This is a genomic window from Janthinobacterium sp. GL_088, from assembly GCF_057837845.1.
Genome location: NZ_CM174453.1, coordinates 6,365,073 through 6,390,660 on the forward strand (window position 1 = coordinate 6,365,073; position 25,588 = coordinate 6,390,660).

General features: G+C 63.0%; 21 protein-coding genes. 4 read left to right on the forward strand and 17 right to left on the reverse strand.

All coding sequences use genetic code 11. From position 1 onward, the window contains the following. Positions 1-2 precede the first annotated feature (2 nt). From AC3IQ7_RS28530 to AC3IQ7_RS28550, 5 genes are all read right to left on the reverse strand, one after another. On the reverse strand, positions 3-1,475 hold the full coding sequence (locus AC3IQ7_RS28530; RefSeq protein WP_081922617.1) for an amino acid permease: 1,473 nt from the start codon (positions 1,473-1,475) through the stop codon (positions 3-5). A gap of 413 nt (positions 1,476-1,888) precedes the next feature. Continuing rightward, a complete protein-coding gene (locus AC3IQ7_RS28535) occupies positions 1,889-3,319 on the reverse strand; it encodes an amino acid permease (protein WP_099376242.1) in 1,431 nt (476 codons plus the stop codon). Positions 3,320-3,449: 130 nt separating this feature from the next. Further along, the gene (locus tag AC3IQ7_RS28540) at positions 3,450-3,908 is read right to left on the reverse strand and encodes a RidA family protein (protein ID WP_034745569.1); all 459 of its coding nucleotides are present in this window, start codon (positions 3,906-3,908) and stop codon (positions 3,450-3,452) included. A 254-nt stretch (positions 3,909-4,162) separates the two neighbouring features. Beyond that, positions 4,163-5,746: an ATP-binding cassette domain-containing protein gene (locus AC3IQ7_RS28545; protein ID WP_489207989.1), complete on the reverse strand. Its 1,584-nt coding sequence runs from the start codon at positions 5,744-5,746 to the stop codon at positions 4,163-4,165. A 151-nt stretch (positions 5,747-5,897) separates the two neighbouring features. Beyond that, complete coding sequence (locus tag AC3IQ7_RS28550; RefSeq protein WP_489207990.1) at positions 5,898-7,010, reverse strand: NADH:flavin oxidoreductase/NADH oxidase; 1,113 nt, start codon at positions 7,008-7,010, stop codon at positions 5,898-5,900. Positions 7,011-7,173: 163 nt separating this feature from the next. Between AC3IQ7_RS28550 and AC3IQ7_RS28555 the strand changes: the two genes are divergently transcribed. After that, positions 7,174-7,734: a glycine zipper 2TM domain-containing protein gene (locus tag AC3IQ7_RS28555; RefSeq protein WP_489207991.1), complete on the forward strand. Its 561-nt coding sequence runs from the start codon at positions 7,174-7,176 to the stop codon at positions 7,732-7,734. Here AC3IQ7_RS28555 and AC3IQ7_RS28560 read toward each other — a convergent pair. From AC3IQ7_RS28560 to AC3IQ7_RS28605, 10 genes are all read right to left on the reverse strand, one after another. Next, on the reverse strand, positions 7,731-8,240 hold the full coding sequence (locus AC3IQ7_RS28560; RefSeq protein WP_070254768.1) for a DUF1993 domain-containing protein: 510 nt from the start codon (positions 8,238-8,240) through the stop codon (positions 7,731-7,733). The two genes, AC3IQ7_RS28555 and AC3IQ7_RS28560, sit on opposite strands and share 4 nt — an antisense overlap. 68 nt (positions 8,241-8,308) lie before the next feature. After that, complete coding sequence (locus AC3IQ7_RS28565) at positions 8,309-9,271, reverse strand: DUF2167 domain-containing protein (RefSeq protein ID WP_233515963.1); 963 nt, start codon at positions 9,269-9,271, stop codon at positions 8,309-8,311. Positions 9,272-9,418: 147 nt separating this feature from the next. Continuing rightward, positions 9,419-10,444 carry a succinylglutamate desuccinylase gene (locus AC3IQ7_RS28570; protein WP_489207992.1) on the reverse strand — a complete coding sequence of 342 codons (1,026 nt, stop codon included), beginning with the start codon at positions 10,442-10,444 and terminating at the stop codon, positions 9,419-9,421. Beyond that, positions 10,444-15,171, reverse strand: coding sequence for an NAD-glutamate dehydrogenase domain-containing protein (locus AC3IQ7_RS28575; RefSeq protein ID WP_489207993.1), 4,728 nt, complete (start codon positions 15,169-15,171; stop codon positions 10,444-10,446). Before AC3IQ7_RS28575 ends, AC3IQ7_RS28570 begins: the two co-directional genes overlap by 1 nt. 151 nt (positions 15,172-15,322) lie before the next feature. Continuing rightward, positions 15,323-16,663: an N-succinylarginine dihydrolase gene (gene astB / locus AC3IQ7_RS28580; protein ID WP_489207994.1), complete on the reverse strand. Its 1,341-nt coding sequence runs from the start codon at positions 16,661-16,663 to the stop codon at positions 15,323-15,325. A 20-nt stretch (positions 16,664-16,683) separates the two neighbouring features. Continuing rightward, on the reverse strand, positions 16,684-18,180 hold the full coding sequence (gene astD / locus AC3IQ7_RS28585) for a succinylglutamate-semialdehyde dehydrogenase (RefSeq protein ID WP_489207995.1): 1,497 nt from the start codon (positions 18,178-18,180) through the stop codon (positions 16,684-16,686). Then, positions 18,173-19,237, reverse strand: a complete 1,065-nt coding sequence (astA, locus tag AC3IQ7_RS28590) for an arginine N-succinyltransferase (protein ID WP_099376232.1) — start codon at positions 19,235-19,237, stop codon at positions 18,173-18,175. Before astA ends, astD begins: the two co-directional genes overlap by 8 nt. Before the next feature lie 13 nt (positions 19,238-19,250). Beyond that, positions 19,251-20,282: an arginine N-succinyltransferase gene (locus tag AC3IQ7_RS28595; protein ID WP_099376231.1), complete on the reverse strand. Its 1,032-nt coding sequence runs from the start codon at positions 20,280-20,282 to the stop codon at positions 19,251-19,253. A gap of 95 nt (positions 20,283-20,377) precedes the next feature. Beyond that, the gene (astC, locus tag AC3IQ7_RS28600; RefSeq protein WP_099376230.1) at positions 20,378-21,619 is read right to left on the reverse strand and encodes an acetylornithine/succinylornithine family transaminase; all 1,242 of its coding nucleotides are present in this window, start codon (positions 21,617-21,619) and stop codon (positions 20,378-20,380) included. Between the two features lie 139 nt (positions 21,620-21,758). After that, on the reverse strand, positions 21,759-22,703 hold the full coding sequence (locus AC3IQ7_RS28605) for a GlxA family transcriptional regulator (RefSeq protein WP_099376229.1): 945 nt from the start codon (positions 22,701-22,703) through the stop codon (positions 21,759-21,761). Between the two features lie 131 nt (positions 22,704-22,834). On the opposite strand from AC3IQ7_RS28605, the gene AC3IQ7_RS28610 reads away from it, so the two are divergent. The 3 genes from AC3IQ7_RS28610 (at position 22,835) to AC3IQ7_RS28620 (ending at position 24,607) form a co-directional block, all read left to right on the forward strand. Next, positions 22,835-23,269 carry a MarR family winged helix-turn-helix transcriptional regulator gene (locus AC3IQ7_RS28610; protein WP_199534201.1) on the forward strand — a complete coding sequence of 145 codons (435 nt, stop codon included), beginning with the start codon at positions 22,835-22,837 and terminating at the stop codon, positions 23,267-23,269. Positions 23,270-23,314: 45 nt separating this feature from the next. Beyond that, complete coding sequence (locus AC3IQ7_RS28615; RefSeq protein ID WP_034778933.1) at positions 23,315-23,599, forward strand: hypothetical protein; 285 nt, start codon at positions 23,315-23,317, stop codon at positions 23,597-23,599. 159 nt (positions 23,600-23,758) lie between these two features. Continuing rightward, a complete protein-coding gene (locus tag AC3IQ7_RS28620; protein ID WP_099376227.1) occupies positions 23,759-24,607 on the forward strand; it encodes an HDOD domain-containing protein in 849 nt (282 codons plus the stop codon). Here AC3IQ7_RS28620 and AC3IQ7_RS28625 read toward each other — a convergent pair. Together AC3IQ7_RS28625 and AC3IQ7_RS28630 are read right to left on the reverse strand one after the other, a co-directional pair. Next, positions 24,604-24,768, reverse strand: coding sequence for a hypothetical protein (locus tag AC3IQ7_RS28625; protein ID WP_489207996.1), 165 nt, complete (start codon positions 24,766-24,768; stop codon positions 24,604-24,606). The genes AC3IQ7_RS28620 and AC3IQ7_RS28625 overlap by 4 nt on opposite strands. 187 nt (positions 24,769-24,955) lie before the next feature. After that, on the reverse strand, positions 24,956-25,582 hold the full coding sequence (locus AC3IQ7_RS28630; protein WP_489207997.1) for a glutathione S-transferase family protein: 627 nt from the start codon (positions 25,580-25,582) through the stop codon (positions 24,956-24,958). Between the last annotated feature and the right edge of the window lie 6 nt (positions 25,583-25,588).

Consider the following 25,588-nt stretch of genomic DNA (forward strand, 5'->3'; position numbering starts at 1 on the left):
CATTAGCGGGCCTTCTTGCCCAGATGCGAATGCCGCATGCTGTACAAGAAATAAATAGCCACCGTCACCGCCATCCACACGCTGAACACGACAAACGTCGTATGCGGCAAATCGCGCATGATGTACAGGCAAGCCAGGATGCTCAGGCCCGGAATCACGTACGGGCCGAACGGCACGCTGAAGCCTTCGATGCGGTTCGCGCCCTGCTTGTGGCGCAGCACGGGCACGGCGATCGAGACCACCATGAAGGCCGTCAGGGTACCGATGCTGACCATATCCCACAGGTAAGTCGCATCGACGGAACCGGCCACCACGGCCACGACGAGGCAGACGATGATGGTATTGCTGACCGGCACCAGAGTGCGCGGGTGGATCTTCTGGAACGATTTCGGGATCAGGCCGTCGCGGCTGACGGCAAACAGGATGCGCGTCTGGCCGTAGATCGTCACCAGGGTCACGCTGAAGACGGAAATGACGGCGCCGGCCGACAGCACCAGTGCGGGCCAGGTCTTGCCTGTGACGTTTTGCAGGATCACCGCCAGGCCCGCTTCCTGGCCTTCAAACAATTTCGCTTGCTGCGCGCCGAGGGCCGCCACGGCCACCAGCAGATAAAACACGGTAACGATGAGCAAGGCGCCGAGGATGCCGCGCGGCACATTGCGCGTGGGATTTTTCACTTCGTCACCCGCCGTCGCCACCGTATCGAGGCCGATGAAGGAGAAGAAGACGGTGCCGGCCGCGGCCGTGACGCCCGTCATGCCGGCAAAGCCCTTGCTATTGTCGGTATTGAAAAAGGGGAAGAAATTGTCGGCATTGAAACCGGAAAACGCGATGACGATGAAAAACACGAGGATCGCCAGCTTGATGATGACCATGATGGCATTCATCAGGGCCGATTCCTTGGCGCCGCGCAGCAGCAGAAAGCCGCACATGCAGATCAAAAAGATTGGCGGCAGGTTGATGTGGCCGGCATGAAACTCCATCCCATGCGGGCCGGAAACGATCATCGGCGTGCGCAGCATCTCGGGAATGTGCCAGCCGAAGGCATTTTCCAGGAAATTATTCAGATAGGACGACCAGCCGATGGCCACGGCACTGCCCGCCAAGCCGTATTCGAGCAGCAAGCAGGCGGCCATGATGAAGGCAAGAAACTCGCCCACGGTGGCGTAGGCAAACGAATACGAGGAGCCGGAGGCGGGTATGCGGAACGACAATTCCGCATAGCACAAGGCCGTCAGGCCGGCCGTGATGGCGGCGATCAGGAAAGACAGGACGACTGAGGGGCCCGCCTTGGGGACGGCTTCGACCATGGTAAAGAAAATGCCCGTGCCAATGGTGGCGCCGACGCCGATCATGGTGAGGGAAAACAGGCCGATGGACCGGCTCAAGCCACTGCTGCTGAGGCCTTCACCATATTCGACCGTGGTATCGATCGGCTTGGTGCGGCAAAGTTTCTGGACCAGGGTTTGGCTCACTAACATTCCTTTATGAGGCATGCACTTGAACACCTGCAAAAACCTACTGCGCGTCGCGATTCGCGGCCTGCGATGCTCACTGTGCATTCGCACAGCTGCGCTTCTTAGCCACGATTCGCATCCGTTCGCTACGGTTTTGTCAGGTGTTGTTCGCAACATGACGGGTAAAAACAAATAGCGCTCCGGCCCTACCTGGCAAAAAACCGGAAAGATCGCGTCCATTTTCAAAACTAAGCGATTATAGGGCTTTCATCGGCCCAGCTAAACAGAAGTTTGATGCAAGGAAACAACGCCAGGCGTGCGCCGCAAAACGCGCACTGGCGCTAGGGGAACATGGAATTGCCAATATGAAACAAAAAGCGCGCCGCTGCAGGAGCAGGGGCGCGCTTTCGGTTCAGCTCAGCCGAGCCGGATTACTTCTTGCCCTGCGGCGCGTCAGCCGGTGGCCAGCCCGCTTCGTAGCCTTGCGGCACATCGTCGCGGCGCTCTTTCGGCGCCAGGCCCAACGCGTAGTACAGCACCGTCAGCAGGATCAGCCAGGCAGGTCCCACCATCAGGGCGATGCGCGTATCGGGGAAATACGCCATCAGGCCGATCACCAGCGCCAGGAACGCCAGCGAAATCCAGGAACCGTACGGTGCGAACGGCATGCGGAAGGCCAGGTTCTTGATTTCCAGCGGCGTCAAGGTCTTGCGGAACTGGATCTGCGTGACCAGGATCACGCCCCAGGTCCAGACGGCGCCGAAGGTGGAAATCGAGGTGACCCAGATAAACACTTTTTCCGGCACCAGGTAGTTCAGCAGCACGCCCAGCAGCAGCGCGAAGACGGACACGAGGATGGCGCGGCGCGGCACGCCGGCGGCCGTGGTTTCCGCGAATGCCTTTGGCGCCTGGCCTTGCAGCGCCAGGTTGTACAGCATACGGCCCGTGCTGAAGATGCCGCCATTGCACGACGACAAGGCTGCCGTCAGCACGACGAAGTTGATGATGCCGGCGGCCGTCTTGATGCCCAGGCGTTCGAACGTCATGACGAAGGGGCTGCCGGTGGTGCCGATTTCATTCCATGGGTAGATCGACAGGATGACGAACAATGCGCCGACATAGAAAATCAGGATGCGCCAGAACACGGAATTGATGGCGTCAGGAATCGATTTCTTCGGGTTCGCCGCTTCGCCCGCCGTCAGGCCGATCATTTCCACGCCCAGATAGGCAAACATCACCATCTGCAGCGACATCAGCACGCCCTGCGCACCGTTAGGGAAGAAGCCGCCATGCGTCCACAGGTTCGAGATACCGATGGCCACGCCGTCGTTGCCGAGGCCGAAGATGATCATACCCGTGCCGCCGATGATCATCAGGATGATGGTGACCACCTTGATCAGGGCAAACCAGAATTCGAACTCGCCGTAGGCTTTCACGGCCAGCAGGTTGATGGCGCCCATGGAACCGAGGGCCGCCAGGGCCCAGATCCAGCGCGGCACGTCGGGGAACCAGATGCCCATGTAGATGGCGACGGCGGTAATTTCCGCCACGCACGTGACCAGCCACAGGAACCAGTAGTTCCAGCCCGTCAGATAGCCTTGCAGGGGGCCCAGGTAATCCTGGGCATAGCGGCTGAAGGAGCCGGCCACGGGATTGTGCACGGCCATTTCGCCCAGCGCGCGCATGATCATGAAGATGACCGCGCCACCGATGATGTACGACAGCATGATGCCGGGACCGGCCATCTTGATCGCGTTGCCGGAACCCAAAAACAGGCCCACGCCAATCGCGGCGCCCAGCGCCATCAGGCGGATCTGCCGCTCACCCAGGCCGCGGTGCAAGCCTTGTTCACTCGTTTTCATTACGTGTCTCCGTTTTTTTCTTGAATACACCGATCCCTCCACCCCAATGGCGGTTCCGCTCTTGCTGGAAAGGAGGAAAAGGCTGGCCGGCGGCTGAGCGCCGGCATGCTCATGTGGTCAGGCTACTGTGTCAGGCCAGTTCGGCGATCAGCTCGATCTCGACGCAAGCGCCCAGCGGGATTTGCGCCACGCCGAAGGCGGAGCGGGCGTGCTTGCCGCTGTCGCCGAAGACTTCGACGAACAGTTCCGAGGCGCCATTGGTCACCAGGTGCTGTTCCGTGAATTCGGAGGTGGAATTGACCAGGCTCATGACCTTGACGATGCGCTTGACCTTGTTCAAGTCGCCGCCGCACGCGTCTTGCAGGGTGGCGATCAGTTCGATGGCGATGCCGCGCGCAGCGATCTTGCCTTCTTCCGTGGTGACATCCTTGCCCAGCTGACCAACCCAGACCTTGCCATCCTTCTTGGCCAGGTGGCCGGACAGGAAGACGGTGTTGCCCGTGCGGGCATGCATCACGTAGGCGGCAGCTGGCGCGGCAACGACTGGCAGTTCGATGTTGAGGGCTTTGAGTTTTTCGTAAAACGACATGCTATTTCTCCAAGAAAACAATATAAGCGAAACCAAAATTCATGCACGGCAGGGCACGGAGGATGACGCCCTGGCAGCGCGGCAGTGACCGACAACAGTGCCAGATTAAACGTCATCATATTGGTGAACCAGCAGTTTTAGTTCACAAATAGGCCCGGTTATTCAGTGGATTATACCGACAATCAAACAAAATTCAGCATCGGTTCATGAAGCATGCTCTACAGGCATCGAGCGTGACTTTTTTCATTAAATTGTCACTTGTGCAATGTCAAGCCCTCCGGGTCAAGGTTTATCGCTTCCAGAAATACCTGGTCGTGCGAAACCACAAGTAGCGCGCCCCGATATTGCAGCAGCATCTGCTCCAGCGCCTGCAGACTGGCCAGGTCCAGATGATTGTCGGGTTCATCGAGCAGCAGCAGTTGCGGCGGCGCCAGCGCATACAGGTCGGCCGCCAGCGCCACCTTCATGCGCTCGCCGCCGCTCAGCAAACGGCTGGGCATGGTGGCGCGCGCGCCGGCAATGCCCAGCAGCGCCAGCCGCGTGCGCAACTCGCCTTCAGGCAGAATGCTGTTGCGTGCCTGCAAGCGCTGCACGGCGCTCCACTCGCCATCTTGCAGCCCCGCATGCTGGTCCAGCCAGGCCACCCGCGCATGGCAGCGCAGCGCGCCGCTGGCGGGCGCCAGCTGTCCGGCGATCACGCGCAGCAAGGTCGACTTGCCACTGCCATTATTACCGGTCACGGCCAGGCGGCGCGGGCCACTGATGACCAGGTTGATGGCGTGTGCCTGGCCATGCGGCAAGACCACGTCGCGCAGCTCCAGGATCAGCTTGCCGTTCGGCACGGCACTCTCGGGCGCCAGCAGCAGCCGTTCCGCCTCGGGTGCGCAGCGGGCGCTGGCCTCCATCACCCTTTGCTGGCGCGCCTGCTGCGCCTCTTGCGCGCGCAGGCGCAGCTTGCCCTGGCTATCCTGGCTGCTCTCCTTGCGGGCATCGAGCAAGAGCTTGCTTTGATTGCCTTCGCGTCCATCACGTTCGCCGCGCGCCACGCGCTTTTGCTGGCGCTCCATCTGCTGCTGCGCCTCGCGCTGTTCGCGTCTGGCGCCCGCCTTTTCCGCTTGCAGGACAGCGGCGTAGCCGGCCTGTTCCAGCGCGCGCTGCTGCGCATACATCGCGTAATTGCCGCCATAGCTGCGCAAGCCCTGCGGCGACAGCTCGGCGATGTCATCGACGTGCTCGAGCAAGCCGCGGTCATGGCTGACCAGCAGTAAGCCGCCCGGCCAGCGCGCCATCTGCGCCACCAGACGAGCGCGCTGCTGCGCATCGAGATGGTTGCTCGGCTCATCGAGCACCAGCCAGTCGGCCTGCGACAACCAGGCGCCCTGCAGGGCGATGCGCTGGCGTTCGCCGCCGCTCAGGCTGGCCGTTGGCGTGTCGGCATTGACGTGCCGCAAATCGAGCGCATCGAGCGCCTGGCGCAGACGGGCGTGGGCATCCCAGCGATCTCCCACGAGAGCGTAATCGGCTTCATCGATGCTGCCTTCGGCGATGCGCGCCAGCGCGGCCAGCAAGCTGGTCACGCCAGCGAGGGCCGCCACGGTGGGATAGTGCTGCGGATCGAGTTCCTGCGCCACGTAATGCACGGCGCCGTCGCAGCGTACGGCGCCAGAAGACGGCTGCGCCTGGCCCGCCAGCAGGCGCGCCAACACGCTCTTGCCCACGCCGTTATCGCCGACGAGGCCGATACGTTGCGGGGCAAAGCTAAATTGCAAATCGGAAAATAATACCCGGCCATCGGGCAGCACAAAGGAAAGACGGTCGAGTTGCAGGAATGCGGGCATGGATACTCCTTGAGCAAGGCTGGCGAACCCGCGCGGCGCAAGGCGCTGTGGCGGGATGGGCGAGGCCGTGCACAGCACGGCAGTATCAATGGCGCATGTCGAAGCGTCCTGGAGAAATGGGGAAAGAAGCGTCAGTGTAGCAGAGTAAGCCTTAACGCTGCCCCAGGGTCGTGTCGCCGAACAGGTTCTTGTATTCGCGCGGCTGCGAGCGCCAGTACTGCGGTGGCGCCTGCACTTGCGCGCCCAGCTCGGCCGCCGCATGCCAGGGCCAGCGCGGATCGAACAGGATGGCGCGCGCCAGCGCCACCATGTCGGACTGGCCATTGACGATGATGTCTTCCGCCTGCTGCGCCTCCGTGATCAAGCCCACGCTGATGGTGGGCAAGCCGCTGTCGCGCTTGATGCGTTCGGCAAACGCCACCTGGTAGCCTGGGCCCACAGGGATTTGCTGCTGCGGAGAAATTCCGCCACTGGAAACGTGGATGAAGTCGGCGCCCAGCTGCTTGAGTTCCTGCGCGAAACGCACGCTTTGTTCGATTTCCCAGCCACCTTCGACCCAGTCGGTGGCGGAAATGCGCACACCCACGGCCACGCTGGCTGGCACGGCCGCGCGCACGGCTTCATAGACTTCCAGCGGGAAACGCATGCGGTTTTCCAGGCTGCCGCCATACGTATCCGTGCGGTGATTGGACAGGGGCGACAGGAACTGGTGCAGCAGATAACCGTGCGCCGCGTGCAATTCGATGCCCTCGATACCGAGCGCATGCACGCGCTGCGCAGCCGCCACAAAGGCGCCCTTGATCTGCAGCAAACCCATTTCATCGAGGGCGATCGGCACGGTTTCGCCAGGCGCATGGGCGATGGCCGATGGCGCCACCGTTTGCCAGCCACCGTCGGCCAGGTGCACGCAGGCGCCGCCCTGCCAGGGCGCGCGGCTCGACGCCTTGCGTCCCGCATGGCCCAGCTGCACCACCAAGGGAATCGGAGAGTGGCGGCGGATCGCCTGCATCACCTTGGCCAGCGCAGCTTGATTCTCGTCCGACCACAGGCCCAGGTCATCGGCCGAGATGCGTCCCTCGGGCGAGACGGCCGTCGCTTCCGTCATCAGCAAGCCCGCGCCGGACAGGGCCAGGTGACCCAGGTGGATCATGTGCCAGTCGGTGGCGTTGCCGTTGTCGGCCGAATACTGGCACATGGGCGCGATGGCGATCCGGTTGGCCACCTGCAAGGGGCCAAGGGCATATGGCGTGAATAGCTGGCTCATGGCGGACTCCGGAAAAGGGGAAGCACCGATTCTACTGTGCTTTGGAAAACGCGGCTTACACCTGCTTACGTTTGATACAGCGCACCATCTAGCCTTGTGGGCAGCACACCGTTAATCTGGACACATCAACAACACGGCAATACCTTGCCACCCAGGAGAGCACATGAACACGACGACTACCGCCAGCCGCATCCACCCTTTGATGGCAGGCGCCGCCATTTCCGTGACGGTCCTGTGCCTGGTGGGCGCAGCGTCCATCGCCGGCATCCTGCCCAATTCGCGGGCAAACGTGCCAACCGTGCCGGCCGACGTAGCCGCCATGACGCCGGCCGGCGCCGCTGCCCTGGCCGCTCCCGTGACTGCACCGGTGGCCGCGCCTGTCGTCGCGCAAGCGGCCCCGGCACCAGCCCCGGCGCCCGTCGTGCACAAGCGCGTCGTGCACCACACGCAAGTGGCGCAATCGCGCCCTGCCTACAATGACAGCAATGATGGCTACCGCGACACCGCCTACCGCGAACCCGTGCGCCAGCAGCCAGTGCCTGCCCCGGCACCGGCACAACCCAACTACGTGGGCATCGGCACAGGTGCCGTCATCGGCGGCTTGATCGGCAATCAGGTCGGTGGCGGCCGCGGCAAGGCACTGGCGACGGTGGCCGGCGTCATCGGCGGCGGCATGCTGGGTAATGCGGTGCAGAACCAGGTCCAGCAGCAACCGCAACGTTAATCGTAAGGACCAAGATAATCGAGCTTGCCCACGGCCACGCCATTGTTTCTCAGGATGGCGTGGACCATGGAGACGTGGAAATAGAAGTTCGGCAAGGCAAAGCTGAGCAGGTAATTGTCGCCCGAGAATGTCGTCCCCTCGTCAGTCCAGTTCAGCACGACTTCTTTCTGCGCGCTGCCCGCCATCTGGCCCGCATTCACGCTGTCGATGTAGGCGATGGTGTTGGCGATGCGCTCTTGCAGCTGCTCGAACGACGCTTCGTTATCCTCGAATTTCGGCGCCGGCACGCCGCTCAGGCGCTCGACCGACATCTTCGACGTATCGCTGGCACGCTGCACCTGCGCCGTCAAATCCAGCATGTCGGGCGCCAGCTGCGCGCCCAGTAAAATCTCGGGCACGATGCCATCTTCTTCCACATGGGCTTGCGCTTTTTCCAGCAGGGCGGAAACGACCCGCAAGCCGCGGATGAAGACGGGAATGGTTGCCTGATACATGGACACGGACATGGCGGACTCCTGATAGTGAACGATGAGCCAGTGTACCCGAGGCGCCGCCTGCGGGTGCGCACACAGGCTTACTTGTCCAGATTCACCTTGCCATCGGGCGCATGGGAGGGCTGTTCAGGCGGTGCGGCCTGCGGCGCCTGCTTTTCCTTGCGCTTGCCGCTGAAAAACTTGACGATGGCCGCGCCGCCGCCCACCACGGCCAGGAGCAGCACTTTCTTGAAGGCCAACAGCAGCGCCAGCAATTTGCCAAACAGGCCCAGCTTGCTGGCCACGCCACCGGCCACCAGCGCCGCCAGGCCATATTCGGCCACCTTGTCCGTCTTGCTGTCGAAATCCGTGTAGCGGTTACCCTCGGTAAATTCCGTGAACGCCGTTACTTGCTGCATCTCTTTCTTGATCGCCTCGATCTGCTGCATGCTGGCGATCGCGTTCAGGTTCAGCACGCCTTCGCGGCCCAGCACGCGCACGTTGTAGTTCAGCGAGTGCTCGCCGCCATCGACCATCAGGTCCTTGGCCCAGTACAGCTTGTGCGTATCCTTGGCATAGCTGGGTTTTTCCGCCCAGCCCATCAAATGGATGCCGGGATAGCCCTGCTTCTTGCGCTCCGCATTGTTTTCCAGCACGGACGCCTGCATATCCTTGAGCAATTCGTCGTACTTGATGCTGTCCGCATCGTCATCCTTGATATGCCCTTCCTTTTCATACGTGACGATGACACCCCAGCTGTCGCGCTCAAGCACGCTGGTCTTGGCGGGCACGATCATGCCCAGCGATTCCATCCCCGGTGGGTTGCCCCAGGCATCGACCAGCACGCGCTCGGCGTCCGTCGGCGACAAATAACGGAAGTTGGCGGGCAAATCCAGGGTGGCGATGCCACCGGGCAAAGTGATCTTGCCGCGCTGCAGGTGCAACTGGGCGAGGAATTGCTCGGCCGTCATTTCCGGTGCGGCGGCCTTGTCTTCGGCAGGGGCGGCAGCCGTCAGGCCGGAGAGGGTCAGGCACAGCAGGGCTGTCAGCAGGCGTTTCAACATGATCGGTCCAAAAAATTGCAAAGGGTAAATATTTTAAATCAATTGATTGCTTAATGGATAATTATTTCTGTGCGGCATCTTTTTCATGAAAAAAGCGCCAGGCGGGTTTCCCCGGCTGGCGCCTGATGCTGTGTGACGGCTGGGCGATCAGGAGGTACGCACCACCATCAAGCCCGCACGCAAGCCCACGCGCACGTCCGGGTTCGGAAACACCACCAGCTCTTCCGCGTGCTGCACCGTGTAGACATGGTCGCCATCGCTGGCGATCACGGCGTGCTGCGGCAGGGACGTGAAATTCTGCGTGCTGCGATCAAAAGCCATGCGGAACTCATCGCTGTGCTTGATGATTTCCTGCGCCACCTTGAACACGTGCGGTTGCGCCTTGACGGGCTGCCCAGGCAAGCCGCGCAGCAAGCCGTCCAGCGCCCGCGACACGTCGTCGAACAGGGACAAATCGTTCTGCCCCAGGGTGCCCACGCGGCCCAGCTCCACCGTGCTGGCGGCCGCGCCGAAATGCTCGGCCGAATAATAGCTGTAGGTGCCGGCCGACTGCGGGTTCATGATGATGGCGCCGATGGCCGCCTGGCCCAGCCAATCGATCAGCTGCGCCTTGGCGTCGTCAGCCACCAGGTCCGGCACGATGGCAAACGTGGGATACACGGAGGGCCGGATGGCCGTGTGCAAATCCAGGTGCCAGCGCACGGGACCCGCCGCTGCAAAGAACGCTTTTGTTGCAACGATCATTTCATCGGCGCGTGCGCTTTCCGCCGCTTGCGCCAGGCTCCCCCGCACGGGGCGGAACATGCGATTCAGGTCGGCGTCGATGAAACGCTTGCCGGCCCGGATCGCATCGACATTGCCCACGCAAACGAGCAGGTCGACGGCCAGCTTCGACGCATCGCGCGACAGCGCGTCGAGCAGATGCGCCAGCACTTCGATCGGTCCCGTTTCGTCGCCATGCACGCCCACCGAGACGGCCACGCTGGCGCGCGCCTCTCCCGGCTTGACGACTTGCAGCATGCCGGGCGCCGGCAAGGCCACCGTGAAACCGGCGTTGACGAACAACTGCGCCACGCCGCTGAAATCGGCCTGCGCCAGCGCCTGCACGGCTGGCGGCAAGCCGCCAGCGCCCGGTACTACCCGGGATATTGCTTGCGTTGCTTCTTGCGTCATTACACCGCCGCTTCCGCTGTGGGTTTCGCCGTGATTTTATTCACGGCTTCCGACAAGGTCCACACGTCCAGCATGGCTTGCTCCAGTTCCGTCGCCGCCACATAGGCCGACAGGCCCAGCGCGCCCGTCACGGCATCGACGGCCTGGCCCGCATTGCCTTGCTCGGCGCGCGCCAGCACCTGCGTCAGCAGACGCTGTTGCGTGCGGCGCAGCGCTTGCTGTGCATAGTTGCGCAACTGTTCCTGCGACTTGCCTTGCGCGGCCAGCTTCAGGCCACGCTCCAGGGTGCCGATGCCCGCCTGGCTGCGCAGGGCCAGACCCACTTGCAGGAAGGCGGCCAGGTCCATCGAGGCAGGACGCGGCACGGACAGGGCCGGGAACAGGAAGCCGGCGACGACTTCCAGCGCATCGACCGCATCCCACGCCTGCACGAAGGCGGGCGTCAGACCCGGCACCAGCGCCGCTTCCGACTTGATGCCGACAGCTTTCAGCAGGTCGCGCTTCGATTCCGCGCCAAACAGGCGCGTGAGTTCGGCCAGGCCGGCGCCACGCAATTGCTCGGCCGGCACCGACAGGACACCGGCGATCATGGTTTGCTGCAGCACGCGCGTTTGCGCGTCGACCTTGATCGACACCTCGCGTGGAATCGTCAAGGCATCCGCATCGAGCGCGTCGAACACGGGCGCCAGGTTCAGCGCCACCCATGCCTGGCCCCAGGCCAGGATCACGGCCGATTCGTCCACGCCATGTTCCGCCGCCAGGTTGCGGATCATCAGCGGGCCGCAGCGATTGATCACTTCATTGGCCAGCACGGTCGCCAGGATGGCGTTGGCCAGCGGGTGGTCGAGCGCCGAACGGGTTTCCACCAGCAAGGACGGGAAGTACGGTTTCAGCACCGGCTCGGCCCATGTTTCGCCCGTCAACGGCAAGGCGGACAGGATGCGCTTGAAGCGGTTCTTCACGTTGGCGATCACCACGGCCAGTTCCGGCGTGGTCAGGCCACGGTTATCGAGCTTGCGACGCGCCAGTTCGGCCACCGACGGCAATTGTTCCAGCTCGCGCGACAGGGCGCCCTCTTCTTCCAGGCTGGCGATCAGCGCGGCATAGCCATCCTGCACGGCGCTTTCGCTTTGTGCCTGCAATTCGCGCACCAGCAAATGCGTCTGCTGCGTGTTGTCGCGCAAGACCAGGCGCTCGACGTCGTCCGTCATCGCATACAGCTCGCGATTGCGTTCGGCTTCCGTCAGCTTGCCCGCATTGACTTCCACGTCCAGCCAGATTTTTACGTTCACTTCATGGTCCGAGCAATCCACGCCGGCCGAATTGTCGATCGCATCGGTGAATATGCGTCCGCCCGCCAGCGCGAATTCGATACGACCGGCCTGCGTCGCACCCAGATTCCCCCCTTCGGCCACGACTTTCACGCGCAGCTCATTGCCGCTGACGCGGATATGGTCATTCGCGCGGTCCTTCACCTGTGCGTGCGTTTCCGTCGACGCCTTGATGTAAGTGCCGATACCGCCGTTGTAGAACAGGTCCACGGGCGACTTCAGGATGCGATGCATCAGTTCTTCCGGCGCCAGCGAAGTTTCCGCGATATCGAGCGCGGCGCGGATCTGCGGCGACAGTTCGATGGTGCGTGCGGAGCGCGGATACACGCCGCCGCCTGCCGAGATCAAGTCCTTGTTGTAGTCGTCCCACGAGGAACGCGGCAAGGCAAACAGGCGCGCGCGCTCGTCGAACGAGACGGCGACGTCCGGTGTCGGGTCGAGGAAGATGTGACGGTGGTCGAATGCGGCCACCAGTTTCAGCTGGCGCGACAGCAATACGCCATTGCCGAACACGTCGCCCGACATGTCGCCCACGCCGACCATCGTGATCGGGGTGGTATTGAGGTCGTGGTCCATTTCATAGAAGTGGCGCTTCACGGCTTCGAACGCACCCTTGGCGGTGATGCCCAGTTTCTTGTGGTCGTAACCGTTCGAGCCGCCCGAGGCAAACGCGTCGCCGAGCCAGAAACCGCGCTGCACGGCGATGCCGTTGGCGATGTCCGAGAACGTGGCCGTGCCCTTGTCGGCAGCGACCACCAGGTAAGGATCGGCCTCATCGAAGCACACGGTGTCGACTGGCGGGACGATATTGCCCAGCGAACGGTTGTCCGTCACTTCCAGCAGGCTGGAAATGAACAGGCGGTAGACGGCTTCGCCTTCTGCCGCGATGGTTTCACGCACGGCATCCTTCGGCATCATCTTGCAGACAAAACCACCCTTCGCGCCAGCCGGCACGATGACGGCGTTTTTCACCATCTGCGCTTTCACCAAGCCCAGGACTTCGGTGCGGTAGTCTTCCATGCGGTCCGACCAGCGCAAGCCGCCACGGGCGACCGGGCCGCCGCGCAGATGCACGCCTTCGAAGCGGCGCGAGAAGACGAAAATCTCGCGGTAAGGACGCGGTTCCGGCACCAGCGCCAGGCTGCTGGTGTCGAACTTGAAGATGATCTTGTCGCCGGCTTGATTGTTCTGGAAGTAGCTGGTGCGCAGGGTGGCGGCCATCAGGTCGGCCAGCGCGCCGAGGATTTCCTCGGTATCGGCATGGTTCACGGACGGCAGGCCGGCCTTGATGGCGGCGATGCTTTCCAGGGCTGCCGCATGCTGCGCGTCGGACAGCGAAGGATCGAAGCGCTGCAGGAAGGCTTCGACCAGGGCTTTGACCTGGGCCGGTTGTTTGCGCAGGCTTTCGGCGATATAGCGTACCGAGAAGCGGCTGCCCGTCTGGCGCCAGTAGCTGGTATAGGCGCGCACCAGCTGCACTTCGCGCGTCGACAAGCCGCCTTCAATGACCAGGCCATTCAGGCGACCATCTTCGGCCGTGTCGTTGAACAGGGAAGCAAACAATTCCTGCGCCACGGCGACAACAGATGGTTGCGCCAGTTTCGCCGCGCTGGCGGCATCGACCGTCAGGCTGGTGACGAAATAGCGCGTGCCGTCGGACAGCGAAACCGAATACGCCTGTTCGCGGTCGATGGCCACGCCCGCATTGTGCAGGGCCGGCAGGATGGTCGACAGCGGCGGCACCTTGTTGGCCGAGTACAAACGGATGGTGGTAACGGCACCCGTCTCGATGCGCACGGCCACGTGCGCCGGATCGGTGTTGCGCAGGATGGTGTCGAGGTCGCGGAAGGCGATGGCCGGCGCGGTGGCGGCCACGTAATCGAGCGGCAAAGTCGCGCACAGTTTGCGCAGGCTGGTGCGCAGGGCCACGTCGGGCACGGCGTCGGCCACGGCGGCAAAGCCGTTATGCCAGCCATCGAGCACGCTCAGCAGCGGCTGTTCGATATCCGTTTCCAGGTCCAGCGGGTAGCGCGCGGCGTGGGCGATCAGGTAGACGCGCGCCAGGGGACCGTCTGCCACCAGGGTCTGCGTGCTCACATGCGTGGCGCCGGAACTGGCTTGCAGGGCTTTTGCCAGGCTCGATGCGACGCTGGCGCTGTAGCGCTCGCGCGGCAGGTAGACCAGCACGTTCAGGTGGCGCGCATACACGTCGCGACGCGCAAAGACCTTGGTGCGCGGCTGCTTGTACAGCGAGACGACGGAACCGCACACTTGCGCCAGCCAGTCGAGGTCCGCTTCCAGCGCTTCCGTACGCGGCAGCGATTCGAGGATTTCGCGGAATTTCTCGGCGCGGAAGCCTTGCTGGCGCACGCCGGCCAGGCTCAGTACCTTGGCCACGCGGCCGCGCGCAAACGGCAGCGCGGCCAGCGGGGTGGAATTGCCGGCGCGGGTGAACAGGCCGACGAAGCAATGCTCGCCCAGGATCGCGCCTTGCGCATCCATGTCGCGCACGCCGATGAAGTCCAGCTGCTGGTCGCGGTGCAAAGTACCCGCCACGTCGGCCTTGACGATGGACAGCGCCGAGTCGCGCTTGGCCAGGGTGTCGAAGTCGCCCGGGATATTCGCCAGGCAGGTGCCGTAGACCGGATGCGCCGTATCCTGCAGCACGCCGACGCGGCTGGGAATGTCGCGTTCGAGTTCGCGCACGCCCGGCTTGACGCGGTAATAGGCGTAGCCGAAGACTTCAAAGCCGCCGCTGCGGACCCATTCCAGGAAGGCGGCCACTTCCGCGCCTTCTTCGCCATGCTGCGCTGCGGCCGTGGCCACGGTGGCCAGGCGCTCGCTCATGGCGGCGGCATCGCGGCGCACGATGGCGGCGTCACGCGCCACCATGTCGATGGCAGTGACCAGCGCGGCCAGGGCTTCCGGCGCCAGCTCTTCGTCGAGCAGCACCAGCACATACGATTCGAGCGGGTCGCCCGGCTGGCGCACCGCTTCGACGCTACCGTCAGCGGCACGGCGCACGGGCAGCACGGTGTTCATCACGCCGCGCACGGCCAGGTGCTGGCGGCGCATGGTCATGACGATGGAGTCGACCAGGTAAGGCATGTCTTCGTTCAGGATCAGCAAGGCGCTCGCCATGCCGCCACGGCCATCCGCATAACGCAGGGTGGCAATCTGGCAGCCGTTGCCGGTGCGCTTGGCCGCTTGCGTGAAGCCGTCCACCAGCACGGGTGCCAGGCTGTCGGGCGCGATGTCGGCCAGGTCTTCGGCGTCGAGCGAATCGAGCCATGCCTGCACCAGCTGCACGACAGGCGCTGCCGCCTTGCCTGCATTGCCAGCCGCGTTAATCAACTCCAGCGTTTGTGTACGCAAATCTTGTGGCGTGTGATTCATCTTGCATCTCCATTACGGTAATGTGAATGTCCAACGCTGTCGTTCGGGCTTGTGGCTGGGCGGCAGCGGTGTCAAGAGACGGGGGTCGCCCGTCCAATTCTGTCTGTGCTACGGATAGTTGTCTCGGATTTTCTGTGTGTTTTTCTATCGCCTACAAGTCGTACAATCCCGGTAAGTTGAGGATGATCGTCAATTCTTCAAGCGCCGCATGCACTTCCAGCGCCAGCTGCGGATCGGCCAGGTCGCCCGGCTCCAGATGGTCGCGGTAGTGTTTTTCCACCCACTGCACCAGCCGATGGTACAGCGTTTCCGTCATGATCACGCCCTGATGCATGGCGCGTGCCTCGGTTTCCGTCAACGCCACGCGCAAACGCAGGCAGGCAGGCCCGCCGCCGTTGCGCATGCTCTGGCGCAGATCGAAATGAATCAGTTCATCGATGGGACAACCGCTGGCCACCAGGCCTTCCAGGTAGCGCGACACGGCGCGGTTTTCCTGGCACTCCTGCGGGATCACCAGCGCCATCTTGCCGCCCTCTTTCGTCAGCAACTGGCTGTTGAACAGATAGCTGGTCACCGCATCCTGGATCGGCACCTGGCCCGTGTCCACGCGCAGCGCGTCCAGTTGCGCGCCCGTGGCGGCGACGGCGCGGCGCAGCTGCGACAGGCTCGCTTCTTCATCGGCAAACGCCTGCTCATGGTAGAACAGCACATTGCCATTGCCGACGGCGATGACGTCGTTATGGAACACGCCCTGGTCGATCACGTCCGGATTCTGCTGCACGTACACGGTGCGCTTCGCGTCCAGGCCATGCAGGCGCGCCACGGCTTGCGACGCTTCCAGGGTCTGGCGCGCCGGATAGCGCTTCGGCGATGGCGCGGAAGGGTCGAACTCCACCCGACCATACACGAACAATTCAACGGATGGCGCGCCGTGGCTGGCACCCAAACGCGTGTGGTTGGCCGCGCCCTCGTCGCCAAAGGCGGGCGTCGACGGCAGCGCCTCGTGCACGGCGAAGTGCTTGTCGTCGCTGAAAATGGCGCGCAGGCTGCGCGCCGACTGCGCGTGCTCGAAGGCGCGGTGCAGCTTGTTATTCAGGTTGGCGGCCGTGAAATGCACACGGCCATCCTGCGTATCGGCCGACGGGCTGACCGTGGCGGCGTTCGCCGTCCACATGGGCGAGGCGGAATACGCGCAGGCCAGAATCACAGGGGATTCCTTGTAGGCGCGCGCCAGCACGTCGGCATCCGTGCCAGTGAAACCGATGGAGCGCAGCAGGCGGAAATTCGGCCGGTCCTGTGGCGGCAGCAAGGCTTGCGCAAAGCCGCGCGCGGCCAGGGCACGCATCTTGGCCAGGCCCTGCAAGGCGGCCTGCTTCGGATTGGAGGCGCTTTTCACATTGCTGAACGAGGCCACGTTGCCGAACGACAGTCCGGCATAGTTATGCGATGGTCCGACCAGGCCGTCAAAATTGTATTCGCGCGTGCTGTGCATGAGGGGCATGTCCTTAAAATTTAAAAATTCAGGCCGGGCGACAGCTTGGCCGGCAGTTCCAATACGCCATTCTCGATCGAAGCGACCGGGTAGGCGCAATAGTCAGCCGCGTAATACGCGCTCGGACGGTGATTGCCCGATTTGCCGATGCCACCGAATGGCGCCGTGCTGGCCGCGCCCGTGGTCGGACGGTTCCAGTTAATGATGCCGGCGCGCGCGCGTACCTGGAAGGTTTGCCACAGGGCCGGATCATCGGACAACAGCGCCGCGGCCAGGCCGAATTCCGTGGCGTTGGCGACCTTCAGGGCGGTATTGAAATCGGCCACGCGGATCACTTGCAGCAACGGACCGAACCATTCTTCGTCAGGGATCCCGGTGGCAGCGGTCACGTCGACGATACCGGCCGTGACAAAGCCCGCCTCGGGATTGAGCTGGCGCATCTGCAGCAGAGTGGTGCCGCCCTTGGCGACCATGTCGGCCTGCGCCTGCACCAGGCGCGCGGCTACGGCGCTTGAGACCACAGGGCCCATGAACGGTTGCGGCTGCGCGTCGGACGCGCCGATGCCCAGTTTCGCCGCCACGTCGACCAGTCGCGCAACGAAGGCAGCCCCCGCAGCATTGTCCTGCACCACCAGGCGGCGCGCGCACGTGCAGCGCTGGCCGGCGGAGACAAAGGCGGAGAAGATCGCGTGGTGCACGGCCGCGTCGACATCCTTCACGTCCCACACGACGAGGGCGTTGTTGCCGCCCATTTCCAGCGCCAGCATCTTGCCCGGCTGGCCGCCGAACTGGCGGTGCAGGCTGATGCCCGTCTGGCAGGAACCCGTAAACAGAACGCCGTCGAGGTGCGCATTGGCGCTCAGGGCGACACCTGTGTCGCGCCCGCCGTTGACGAGGTTGACGACGCCATCCGGCAAGCCGGCCTGCTGCCACAGTTGCACGGTCTTGATGGCCGTGCGCGGCGCATATTCGCTGGGTTTGAAAACGATGGTGTTACCGGCGATCAGGGCCGGCACGATATGGCCGTTCGGCAGGTGGCCAGGGAAGTTATACGGGCCGAACACGCCGAACACGCCATGCGGACGGTGGCGCAGCACGGCGTCGCCATCGGCGATCTTGCTTTGCGTGATGCCCGTGCGCGCGTTGTACGACTGCACCGAGATATCGATCTTGTTGGCCATGGTGGCCACTTCCGTGCGCGACTCCCACAGTGGCTTGCCCACTTCTTCCGAGATCAGCAGCGCCAGCGCTTCCGCATGTTCCTTCAGCAGTTCGCGAAAACGCACGCAGATGGCGATACGCTCTTCGACGGGCGTCTCTGCCCACGCTTCAAAGGCGGCGCGGGCGGCCTGACAAGCCTGTTCGACTTCATTCTCTGTCGCTTCCAGGCTGGCCCAGGTCTGCTTGCCGGTCGACGGGTCGATGGTGAGCAGTTCGCGGCCCGTGCCCGGCAGCCAGGCGCCGTTGATGAAGTTCGATGCTGCGGTAGATGAATTAAGGTTGGACGATTTAGACATGGGGATGCTTCCTCGGGTTGAGTGACAAGGTGCGCACGGTGTCGCCGTGATGGCAGCGCAGCAGATGCAGTTCATCGTCGTCCAGCGCGATCTTGCCGCTGTGCGGATTGGCGCCGGTGACGATCATGCGGAAATCTTTCAGGTCGGTGTTCGACACCAGGTAAGGTTCGGCCAGGGCCGTGTCGCCGCACACTTCCGGCACAGGCACTGGCACAGTCGCGGCGTCGAGCACGGCCGGCATGCTGTCGCGCATGGCGCGCAACTCGGACACGCGCGCCTGCAGCACGGGACCGGCGTCGAAAATATCGACATAGCCTTCGAAGTGCAAGCCTTCCTGTTCCAGCAGGCGGCGCGCGGGCGCCGTGCTCAGATGCACCTTGCCAATGACTTCCTGCGCCTCGTCGGGCAGGTAGGCCACGTACATCGGTTGGCGCGGCATCAGTTCGGCGATGAAGGATTTCTTGCCCAGGCTCGTCAAGTCGTCGACGTGGTGGAAATCCATCTTGAAGAAGTGGCGCCCCAGGCCTTCATAGAACGGCGAGCTGCCGTCCGGCGCCTGGTAGCCGCGCATTTCGGCGATCAGCTTTTCCGTGAACAGGTGCGGGAACTGGGCGATGAACAGGAAGCGGCTTTTCGACAGCAGCTTGCCGTTGTTGCCGCTGCGGTAATCAGGGTGCAGAAACAGCGAGCACAGTTCCGTGCTGCCCGTCAGATCGTTCGACAGGTACAGCGTTTCCATGCGCGTAAACACATCGAGTTCGCGGCTGGAATGGACCAGGGTGCCGATGCGGTAGTTATAGAACGGCTCTTCCAGGCCCACGGCGCCCTTGATGGCGCACACGCCGGCCAGGCGGCCCGTATCCGTATCCTCCATGACGAACATGTAGTCGCGCTTTTCGGGCGGGATGGTTTCGGCGAACGACGCGCAGGCGATGGCCAGGCGGTCGCCCAGCATTTTCATGTCCGGCTTGAGGGTGGTCATGCCGGTGCCGACCTGGCTGGCCAAGCCGTACAGGGCGTCCAGGTCAGAAGCGTTGATGGCGCGTACTACTAGCATAATGTTCTCTCGGTTAAATGCGCACGCAAATGACGCTGTCGCCTTCGGCCACGGCCAGCGCTTCAAGCAGCTCGGGCGGCAAGCCGACGGTGTCCTGCGCTTCGAGCGCATCGCAGGTAAAGGTGACGGCGCGGAAGTTGCGTTCCGCGCCCGATGCGACCGCGTAATGCACTTTCAGGCCCGTGCGGCTGGGCGTGACGCCTGCGACGACGCGGCGCGTGAGCGAGCCCGTAAACGAGCGCAGCGCATGCTTGTGTGCCTGCAGGATCGGACCGCCATCGAAGATGTCGATGTAATCGTCGGCTTCAAAGCCTTCTTCCGTCAGCAAATTGAATGCCAGTTCGCCGCTCGGATGGATCTGGCCCATGGCCGCCTGCGCGTCGCCGGGCAGCAGCGGCACGTACACGGGGTAATGCGGCATCAGTTCGACGATCAGGGTGCGGTTGCGCGCGCCGCCGATGACTTTTTCGGCATCGAGGAAATCCATCTGGAAGAACTTGCGGCCCAGCGCATCCCAGAACGGCGACTGGCCGTTGGCGTCCGTGATGCCGGCCAGCGGCACGAAGAAGCGGTCGCCGAAGCGGTGAGGCGCCAGTACGGCGAACAGCAGCCGCGCGCGCGACAACAGGGCCGCTTCCAGGCCCGCCTGCTCCATGTTGCGCACATAGAAACCGGACAGCTGCGAGTATGCCGTCAACTCCGAGCACAGGGTCAGCGCATGCACGCTGTGGCTGATGTTCAGGTCACGCGAGACTTGCTGGATGACGTCATTGCGAAAGGAAAAATAGGTGCCGTTCGAGCCGGCCGAGGCGAAGATGGCAGCCGTGCCGGCAATGCTCTTGTCGAGCAGGGATTCAAGCACGAAGAGATACGACTCTTCGCTGGGGATGTCGACATGGGCGGCAAACGAGGCGATGGAGCGCTCGACGGAGGCGGCGATTTTTTCGCGCGTCTTCGGCAGGGTATGGACACCCGGCATGGTTACCGCGGCCAGCGCTTCGAGGGCTGCGATATCCGCAATTTCTACCGGACGGACAACATACATGGGTACTCCTTCAATGCTGACGATGCTGGGGGTAGAACCAAGCCGGCCCGCAGCAAAGCGGCGGGCCGGTGATCAAACAGGGAGTGCGGCTAGCCTCAGGCTTTCAGCATGCCGTCGATGGCCACGCGCAACAGACGGCCTGCTTCGGCGATCTGCTCGTCCGAGACGATCAGGGCCGGCGCCAGGCGCACCACGTCCATGCCGGCGATCAGCACCATCAAGCCTTGCGCTTCGGCCGCCTTCTGGATGTCTTTCGCGCGGCCTTTCCAGGCATCGCTGACTACCAGGCCCAGCAGCAAACCGCTGCCGCGCACGATGGAGAACACTTGCGGGTAATCCGTGATCAAGCTTTGCAGCATGGCGATGGTGTTGACGCTCGCTTCTTTCACGCGCGCCAGGAACGCCGGCGTGTTGATCGTCTCCAGCACGGTCAGGGCCACGGTGGCGGCCAGCGGGTTGCCGCCGTAGGTGGTGCCGTGGGTGCCGACGGCCAGGGTCTGCGCCAGTTCATTCGTGGTCAGCATGGCGCCGATCGGGTAGCCGTTGCCCAGCGCCTTGGCGGCCGTCAGGATGTCCGGCGTGACGCCGTAGCCCATGTAGGCGAACAACGCGCCAGTGCGGCCCATGCCGCTCTGGACTTCGTCGAAAATCAACAGGGCGCCCGTCTTGTCGCACAGGGCGCGCAGCTCCTTGAGGAACTCAGGGTTGCCCGGCACCACGCCGCCTTCGCCTTGTACCGGCTCGACGATCACGGCGCACACGTCATCGCCGATGGCGGCGCGCGCCGCTTCGATGTCGTTGTAGGCGATGTGGTCAATCGATGGCGGCAGCGGCTCGAAGCCTTCCGTGTACTTGGCCTGACCGCCGACGGAGACCGTAAACAGGGTGCGGCCGTGGAAAGAGCTGAAGCACGAGATGATGCGCGACTTGTGCGCGCCGAACTTGGTGTGCGCGTACTTGCGCGCCAGTTTCAGGGCCGCTTCGTTGGCTTCCGCGCCCGAGTTGCAGAAGAAGGCGCGGTCGGCGAAGGTCGCTTCCGTCAGGGCCAGCGCCAGGCGCAGGACAGGCTCATTGGTGTAGCCGTTGCCCAAATGCCACAAATTATTGATTTGCTTGGTCAGCACGTCGACCAGGGCCGGATGGCAGTGGCCCAGGCTGTTGACGGCGATGCCGGAGGTGAAATCGAGGTAATGCTTGCCTGACTGGTCCCACAGATCCAGGCCGGAACCGCGCACGGGCACCATGGCGGCAGGGGCGTAGGTAGGAACGAGGACCTGGTCAAAGGTTTCCCGGGTGACTGGACGAGCCGTTACGGTCGAATCAAGCTTGGCATTCATAGCATTTCCCCATCAATATGTTAGGTACTCCGCAGCTACGACAGCTACGTGTGTACTGCATTATAAAAAGCGGGATGCTAAAACTCTTTTGAATCTGCGACAAGGATTTTCACAATTCATCACAGCTGCCTTGCCGCTGCTAGGCTGGCGGCATCAGCTTTCTTTGCCGCTCTTCGCGCGGAGTATTGCCAAACAGGGTGCCAAAGGCCGTGGAAAAGTGCGAACCGGAGGAAAAGCCGCACATCAGGCCCACTTGCACGATGGAATAATGTGTATCGAGCAACAGTTGCCGTGAGCGCTGCAGGCGCAACTCCAGGTAGTAGCGCGACGGCAGACTGCCCAGGTATTGCTTGAACAACCGCTCGAGCTGCCGCCGCGACAGGCCCACCAGGCTGGCGATGTCGTCGGTCGACAGCGGTTCCTCGATATTGGCTTCCATCAAGGTCACCGCTTCGGACAATTTCGGCTGCAGCACGCCGAAACGCGCCTGCAAGGCCACGCGCTGGCGCTCTTCCTTGCCGCGTACCTTGTCCACGCACAGCGCTTCCTTGACGAGTGCCTGCACGTCGGCGCCAAAGATGGTCTCGATCAGGGTCAGCGAAAAGTCGATGCTGGCCGCGCCGCCGCAACACGTGATGTGCGGGCCGTCGATATCGAACAGGTGCGGCGTCAGGATGGCCCGTTCCGCCTTCGCTTCCGCATCCGCGTACAGGGCCCACGGCAAGGCGATGCGCACGCCATCCATGACGCCTGCGTCGGCCAGCCATAGCACGGCCGCGCCCACGCCGCCCCAGAATGGCGCCGAGCGGCAGCGTTCGATCACAGCCCGGCACAGCTCGGCGCGCAACGGCGCTTCCGTTTCATCGGCCACCAGCAGCGCGATATGCCAGTTGCCACCCTGCGCAGCCACCTGTTCCGGCGTGCGCACGTCCAGTTGCAGGGCACCGGATCCCAGCGCCCGCGCGCACAAGCGCAGCGGCTGCACCAGTCCGGCCCAGGTGATCGACTCGGCATCGCCGGCATGGACCAGCAGCAAACGCAGCGGTTTGTCGAGGCCGATACGGGAAAGATTAGCGAAGGACATCGGCGAGGCGGGCCTGGGGCAAGGGCTGAGTTGCCCACATGATACCGGACTTCCGCCCTCTCCAGCCCTCCGTGCAAGGGTCCATCCTGGCGCGGCGGAAAAAAGCGGGGCGGAAGGATATAATCACCCCCATGGGTGAACGATATTTAAAAAGTATCCGGCTGCTGGCCGAATGCATGCAAGGCTTCGAGCGGTTTTCTGGCGACTTCGTGCGCCAGTACGGCTTGACGCATGCGCAATTCGACATCATCGCCACGCTCGGCAACACCTGTGGCATGTCCTACAAGGAACTTGGCCAGAAAACCCTCATTACCAAGGGTACCTTGACGGGCGTGGTGGACCGGCTGGAACAAAAGGGGCTGGTGATCCGCGAACGTTGTCCACGCGACAAACGTTCCTATTACGTGCGCCTGAGCTGCGAGGGCGAACAGGTGTTCCATGACGTGTTCCCCAAGCTGACAAAACAGGGCCAGCGCCTGTTCGACGGCTACACCGAAGACGATTTCATGCGCCTGGAAAGCACCCTGGCAGGCTTGAAACACGCCATTGCCAGCGGCCACGGCTGACCATTCACCAAGCAAAGACATTCAAACAAGACAAAGGAAACCAAGTTGAAAACCTCACTGCTCGAAGGCAAAAAGCCTGCTCATTTCGATAAACACATCATCGGCAACCTGCTGCTCAACGCCAGCACGCCGGAACTGGTACGCCAGGAAAAACTGATCATCGGCGTGCGCAACGAAGACGGTGAAATCTACCGCCTGATCGGCGCCACCAAGCACAACAGCTTCATGAACGCCGTCGAGGAACTCTTCGACCTGGGCTTGACGGATGAGCTGGAAGACAGCGACGAACTGGTTGAAGGCTGCGACGCGATATTTAGTGAATCGCTGTAGTAACGCTTGACGATCGCTGTCGTTCAAAAAGGCATGCCGCTATATCTGCGGCATGCCTTTTTCCGTTTACGGGGCTTTGCTTGCCTTTTGCTAAGCTGTTTGCGAAAAGATCATGGTTAAAAAGTTCCGTACGGAAATATTGCGAGTATAATTTTTTCAATGAACAGACTCGACGCCTTTAAAAGCATCGCCGCACAAGCCGCTCGTGGCGAGCTGACCTTTCCTGCCAATGTGGACGCTTCGCTCAAGCTGCAAGAGGCGCTGGCCGATCCCGACTGCCATATCGAGGCCGCCGCCAAGCTGGTGCAGGCTGACCCGCTGCTGGCCGCGCGCACGGTGGCCATTGCCAATTCCGTGGCGTTCAACCGTTCCGGCAATGAAATCACCAGCGTGCGCAACGCCGTGCAGCGGCTCGGCGTGCGCACCCTGCAATCGGTGGTGGCATCGCTGATCGTGCGCCAACTGGGCAGCACCATCACCGATCCCGTGCTGCAAGCGAAGGCCAACCAGCTGTGGGAACATACGGCCCACGTGGCGGCCCTGTCGCAGGTTCTGGCCCGCCGCGTCACCAAGGTGGATCCCGATACGGCCCTGTTTGCCGGCATCATGCATGAAGTGGGCGGCTTTTATCTGTTGTCGCGCGCGGCCGAATTCCCCGGCATCCTCGATGGCGAACCGGAAGACTGGGTCGAACATGGCGAACAGGCCATCGGCCACGGCGTACTGGCCAAACTGAAGGTGCCGGAAGCGGTAATGGGCGCCATCGGTGCGCTGTGGGAAGGCTTGCGCGCCATTCCGCCCGAATCGCTGGGCGACACCCTGCTGCTGGCGAATGACCTGGCGCCCGTCTCGTCGCCCCTCAACGAAAGCCCGGCCGCCATCGCCGTGCGCGCCGCCCGCGCCGCACGCAGCATCGATTGCCTGATCGGCGACGATGCGACGCTGTCGAGCATCATGGAAGAATCGGACGATGAAGTGCAGTCGCTGCTGAAGGTGCTCGTGCACTAAACCGCAGGGTTCTTGATGACCGGCGGCGGCGCCGCCGGCTTGAGCGTGTCGACGATCAGCACATGCTTGTCCATGGCCTGTGTTCCCTGCTTTTGCTGGACGACTTGCGTGGCGACCGCCTTGGTACTCAATAGGGGTTTCGGATGGCGTAGCATGAACATGGCGTACCTGCTGGAAGTGGGATGCATCCCATCTGCGCAGCGATTATCAATTTATCAAGCCGCTATTCAAAAAAAAACCCGCTCGAAAGCGGGTAAAGTCCAAAGCTAGGGATGTCCTGAAAGAGACAGCCCTATCTTATGCGGTGCGCAGCGCCGGCTCCGTGCGCTGGCACACTTAGCGCGCAGATTATCCCGGCAATAGCTGCACATCCGTTTCCTGCCAGGCACGCAGCTGCCGCACGCGGGCAAACCACGCCTGGATATGCTGGTACTGCGCCAGCGGCAACCGCACGGCTTCGTTGTACATCAGCGGCGCGGCCACGGCGAAGTCGGCCAGGGTCACATCATCTGCGTGGATCCAGCTGCGCCCCGCCAGATGCGCGTCCAGCACCACGGCGCACTCATGCAGGTCGCGCTCTCCGCGCGCCTCTTCCAGCGGATCTGCCGGACCATTGCCCGTCATGCCCTTCCAGGCGCGCTCCCAGGCCAGCACGCTGATGGCGGGCGCGAAGTGCTGCGCGGCCCAGAACAGCCAGCGATTGACGTCGGCGCGGGCTTGCGGCGCCTGCGGATAAAGCGTCTGGCCCGGTACCTGTTCGGCCAGGTATTGCATGATGGCGCACGATTCCCACAGCAGGAAAGCGCCATCGGCCAGCACGGGAACCTTGCCGTTCGGGTTCAGCTCGGACAGGCGGCGGCGGTCATCCGCATTCATCAGGTCGACTTCCGCCAGTTCCAGCGGCAGGCCGAGGTGGATCGCCGTCATCAGGGCACGGCGGGCATTCGAGGACATGGGGTGGTGGTACAGGCGCATGATGGA